Origin of the sequence: Halorubrum cibi (genome assembly GCF_900182635.1) — an archaeon.
Classification (GTDB): Archaea; Halobacteriota; Halobacteria; order Halobacteriales; family Haloferacaceae; genus Halorubrum; species Halorubrum cibi.
In genome coordinates this window covers 1-3,521 of sequence record NZ_FXTD01000024.1, presented here as the reverse complement: position 1 = coordinate 3,521, position 3,521 = coordinate 1, and the positions used below count along the sequence as shown (strand labels likewise).

General features: G+C 56.6%; 6 protein-coding genes. 4 read left to right on the top strand and 2 right to left on the bottom strand.

Annotated features, from left to right (window positions below; genetic code table 11):
- Positions 1-44: 44 nt before the first annotated feature.
- Both FN829_RS15635 and FN829_RS16030 read right to left on the bottom strand, forming a co-directional pair.
- Positions 45-443, bottom strand: a complete 399-nt coding sequence (locus FN829_RS15635) for an ArsR/SmtB family transcription factor (RefSeq protein ID WP_004595754.1) — start codon at positions 441-443, stop codon at positions 45-47.
- A 6-nt stretch (positions 444-449) separates the two neighbouring features.
- Entirely contained in the window at positions 450-587 is a 138-nt protein-coding gene (locus FN829_RS16030; RefSeq protein WP_158295129.1) for a hypothetical protein, read from the bottom strand.
- Positions 588-871: 284 nt separating this feature from the next.
- On the opposite strand from FN829_RS16030, the gene FN829_RS15630 reads away from it, so the two are divergent.
- From FN829_RS15630 to FN829_RS15615, 4 genes are all read left to right on the top strand, one after another.
- Positions 872-1,324: a RidA family protein gene (locus FN829_RS15630; protein WP_128906802.1), complete on the top strand. Its 453-nt coding sequence runs from the start codon at positions 872-874 to the stop codon at positions 1,322-1,324.
- 102 nt (positions 1,325-1,426) lie between these two features.
- Positions 1,427-1,756: an ArsR/SmtB family transcription factor gene (locus FN829_RS15625; RefSeq protein ID WP_128906801.1), complete on the top strand. Its 330-nt coding sequence runs from the start codon at positions 1,427-1,429 to the stop codon at positions 1,754-1,756.
- A gap of 366 nt (positions 1,757-2,122) precedes the next feature.
- Positions 2,123-2,890, top strand: coding sequence for an MIP/aquaporin family protein (locus FN829_RS15620; RefSeq protein ID WP_137711674.1), 768 nt, complete (start codon positions 2,123-2,125; stop codon positions 2,888-2,890).
- Between the two features lie 116 nt (positions 2,891-3,006).
- Positions 3,007-3,462: a RidA family protein gene (locus FN829_RS15615; RefSeq protein ID WP_128906803.1), complete on the top strand. Its 456-nt coding sequence runs from the start codon at positions 3,007-3,009 to the stop codon at positions 3,460-3,462.
- Positions 3,463-3,521: the final 59 nt, after the last annotated feature.

The window sequence follows — 3,521 nt, the reverse complement described above, 5'->3', positions numbered from 1 at the left end:
GTAGTCCCACGAGTCGAGCAGCGCCGCTTCGGTCCCCGGCGGGATCATCGGTCCTCACCTAACGCCGCGGCCAGATCGAGCAGCTGGAGGCTCGCTGTGTCCGCGATCCGGTAGTACGTCCACTTTCCCTCCTTGCGCGTGGCGACGATGCCGGCGTCGCGGAGCTTCCTGAGGTGTGACGCGACCGTCGACTGGGGCGCGTCGAGTACGGTCTCCAACTCGCAGGCGCAGAGCTCGCCTTCTCGAAGCGCGTGAACGACCGCGAGTCGCTTCTCGTTGGCCAGCGCCTTGAACGCCGACAGCTCCGCCTCGACGACCGCGTCGTCCGCCCGTCGAGTCTCCGGGAACGGCCCGTCACAGCAGACGCCTTCCTCCATCCGTCGGAGCGTTCCGCTCGCGGATTCGGAGCCCGCTTGAGCCGCCGCGTTCTGTTCCTGCGACATTATGAATCAGTCCTCCGTACGGTCGGCGCGCTCGTCCGGCGCGTCCGCCTCGTTTTCGTCCGAGTCCACCTCCTCGATTTGCATGTCACAGCAGCTCTCATCGTCGTTTGACTCGCCACCGAGCAGTCGGTCGAGTATCGACATACATATCGATATAATCCGATTTGACTTAACTCATTTGGTCAGGTGTTCAGCTGACTCGAGAGAGCACTCGACTCGGATCTATATTCAGATGTGTTTGTTTGACGCAGTTCTTCCACCGAACTATATACACACAAGATAGTGTGGAAAACCGGATTATTCAAGCATCATACTGTGCTTTACCGGTATTAATCTATTACAGATTATATTAGTACCGAGTAGATTACCTCGATCTCAACACAGTAGAACCGAAAGGACCTTTAACATATGAGGGAATACTAAATTGTATGTCGCAGCAGATAGCGGCTCAAGACGATCGGACGGACCGTGAAAACAAAATATCGATTAACGAGTCGCTGAGCGAGGAGAGCAAACGTCAGCGCGACAGTATCGACAACGTCGGCGCATTCGGCATGCGAACCGGTGAGTCGGATCTGATCTTCTTCCAAGGTATTCTCCCGGAGATCAACGGGACGATAAGAGGATCGGAGCCAATAGACGAGCAGATAGAGATGTGCTTGGATCGGCTCGAACTCATGTTAGAAAACCGTAACGCGTCGCTCTCGGATATCATGAAGGTCGAGATTCAGCTCGCAGACGCAGGTGCGGCGGCGGCCGTGGACAGCGCGTACGAGTCGCGATTCGATGACGTGGCGTTCCCACCGCGCAGCGTCGTCGGTGTATGCTCGTTGCCTGGCGGTGCGGACGTCCAGCTCGACGTGATTGCCGCCGAAGAGTAACCGTAGCTGTCCGTGTAGTTCGATAATAGAAGCATTTCGCTCGTATTTGCCGTTTTGAAGCCCGACAGAACAATTATTCCGGTCGCAGCGAATACGTCAGTTATGCCCGACTCCTCTTCAGACCCGCTTCCTGGCACGGATCTCGACGCACTGATCGACGACGCGACGACGACCGCCGACGTGAAAGCGCTGTCGGCGTTCGGATATGAGACGCGATATCGACTCGTCCGCCTGTTGGTCGACGCGGATGGCGCGGTCAGGTTCGACGAGATCACGCCCTACGTGTCCATAAGCGACAGCGCTGTCAGTCACGCGTTGACGCTTCTGTGTGATGCCGGACTCGTAAAAAAGCAAAAAGATGGACGCTCGCGCAGTTATTCGACCACGGAACGGGCGGAGGCGCTCGTGGAGGCACTTGATCGGACGCGATAAATCAGTAATTGTACGTTCTCTAGCAGGTCAGACAGAGGTTAACTCTAGCAATGGAATCACCGTTGAGCGGAACCGAGACGGGGTGGATGAATCTGGTTGCGTGAAAGTTTGAGTTACTGTGAGTCCTCTCTCGACGTTATCCATCTCGAAATGAGCCACAGAAAATGCTACCAAACTCCTTTACTGTAGCACATTTGATTTAGTTATTATTCATACGTATTGGTGTCCAAACTGTATATTGTGGAAAATACACTTGTCTAATTGGTCTTTATCGACCGTATATTCCACATTAAATAAAAATCTTCGGTGTAAGGGATCCAATTCACTTTAATAGATGAATAGATATAAATCTATTGGAGTAGCAGAATGCATCCATACATTGCCGAGGTCATCGGAACAGCGATCCTCATCATATTCGGCGGGGGCGTCGTCGCCAACGTCGTGCTCAACGAGACGAAAGGGAACGGCGGCGGCTGGATCGTCATCACGTGGGGATGGGCCATCGGAGTGTTCATGGGCGTGTTCACCGTCAGTCAGGTCAGCGGCGGTCACATCAATCCCGCCGTGACGGTCGGCCTCGCTGCCGCCGGGCTGTTCGATTGGGCGCAGGTTCCGGCGTACGTCGCCGCACAGACGGTCGGCGGATTCCTGGGCGGCGTAGTGGTGTGGCTGGCGTACAAAGACCACTTCGCCGCGACCGAAGACGAGGAGGTGAAGCTGGCGATCTTCTCGACCAGCCCTGAGATCCGAAACTATTCGGCTAATCTGCTGACCGAAATCATCGGCACCTTCGTCTTGGTATTCGGCGTCCTCTACCTGAATTCTGCCGGATTCTTCGACGCTCAGTCGGGTGAGGTGCTTCAGTCGATTACCATCGACGGCCAAGCGGTGGGCTTCGGTCTAGGGGCACTGTCGGCGCTTCCGATCGCGCTTGTCGTGCTCGGTATCGGACTCTCGTTAGGTGGCCCCACCGGATACGCGATCAATCCCGCACGCGACCTCGGACCGCGCATCGCCCACGCAATTCTCCCGTTTTCGCACAAGGGACCGTCGGACTGGGCATACTCCTGGGTGCCCATCGTGGGACCGCTCCTCGGGGCGCTTCTCGCGGCCGGACTGTACCGTCTGCTGTGATGTCGTCGGGGCACCACGAGTCTGGACCCCCCGCTCCGCACCCCGAAGCCGGACTCCGATCACAGTTTCCGACTTGCTCCAAAGAGTTTTAATATATGAACAACTGTTCATCTATTATGGGGCAGCAGACAACCGAGGTCGAACCGGAATCGGAGCAGCGTACCGAGATGGATATCGATCCCACACTAAGTAAGGAGAGCAAGCGCCAGCGCGAAGGGACGGACAACATCGGTGCGTTCGGAAAGCGAACGGGCTCGTCCGACCTACGTTTTTTCGAGGGGATACTCCCTGAGATCGACGGAGAAATATTAAGTGAGCACTCAATCGAAGAGCAGTTCTCGACCGCGCTCGACAACCTCGAAGCCGCACTCGCCGACAACCGAAACGCGACGTTCGGCGACGTGATGAAGCTTGAAATTCAGCTCACGGATCCGAGCGCCGCGGAGGCGATCGACCACGTGTACGAGTCCCGGTTCGACGACGTCGAACTTCCCCCGCGGACCGTCGTCGGCGTCTGCTCGCTCCCGGGCGGCGCAGACGTCCAGCTCGACGTGATCGCGGCCGAAGAGTAACCACTGCTGCCGACACACCAATTATGAACAACTATCCGCCTACGCACCGGTATCGCTCT

What these genes read in the sequence shown, in the direction of transcription:
- FN829_RS15635 (WP_004595754.1), bottom strand. Translation starts at nt 443, where the DNA reads ATGTCGCAGGAACAGAACGCGGCGGCTCAAGCGGGCTCCGAATCCGCG.
- FN829_RS15630 (WP_128906802.1), top strand. Translation starts at nt 872, where the DNA reads ATGTCGCAGCAGATAGCGGCTCAAGACGATCGGACGGACCGTGAAAAC.
- FN829_RS15615 (WP_128906803.1), top strand. Translation starts at nt 3,007, where the DNA reads ATGGGGCAGCAGACAACCGAGGTCGAACCGGAATCGGAGCAGCGTACC.
- FN829_RS15620 (WP_137711674.1), top strand. Translation starts at nt 2,123, where the DNA reads ATGCATCCATACATTGCCGAGGTCATCGGAACAGCGATCCTCATCATA.
- FN829_RS16030 (WP_158295129.1), bottom strand. Translation starts at nt 587, where the DNA reads ATGTCGATACTCGACCGACTGCTCGGTGGCGAGTCAAACGACGATGAG.
- FN829_RS15625 (WP_128906801.1), top strand. Translation starts at nt 1,427, where the DNA reads ATGCCCGACTCCTCTTCAGACCCGCTTCCTGGCACGGATCTCGACGCA.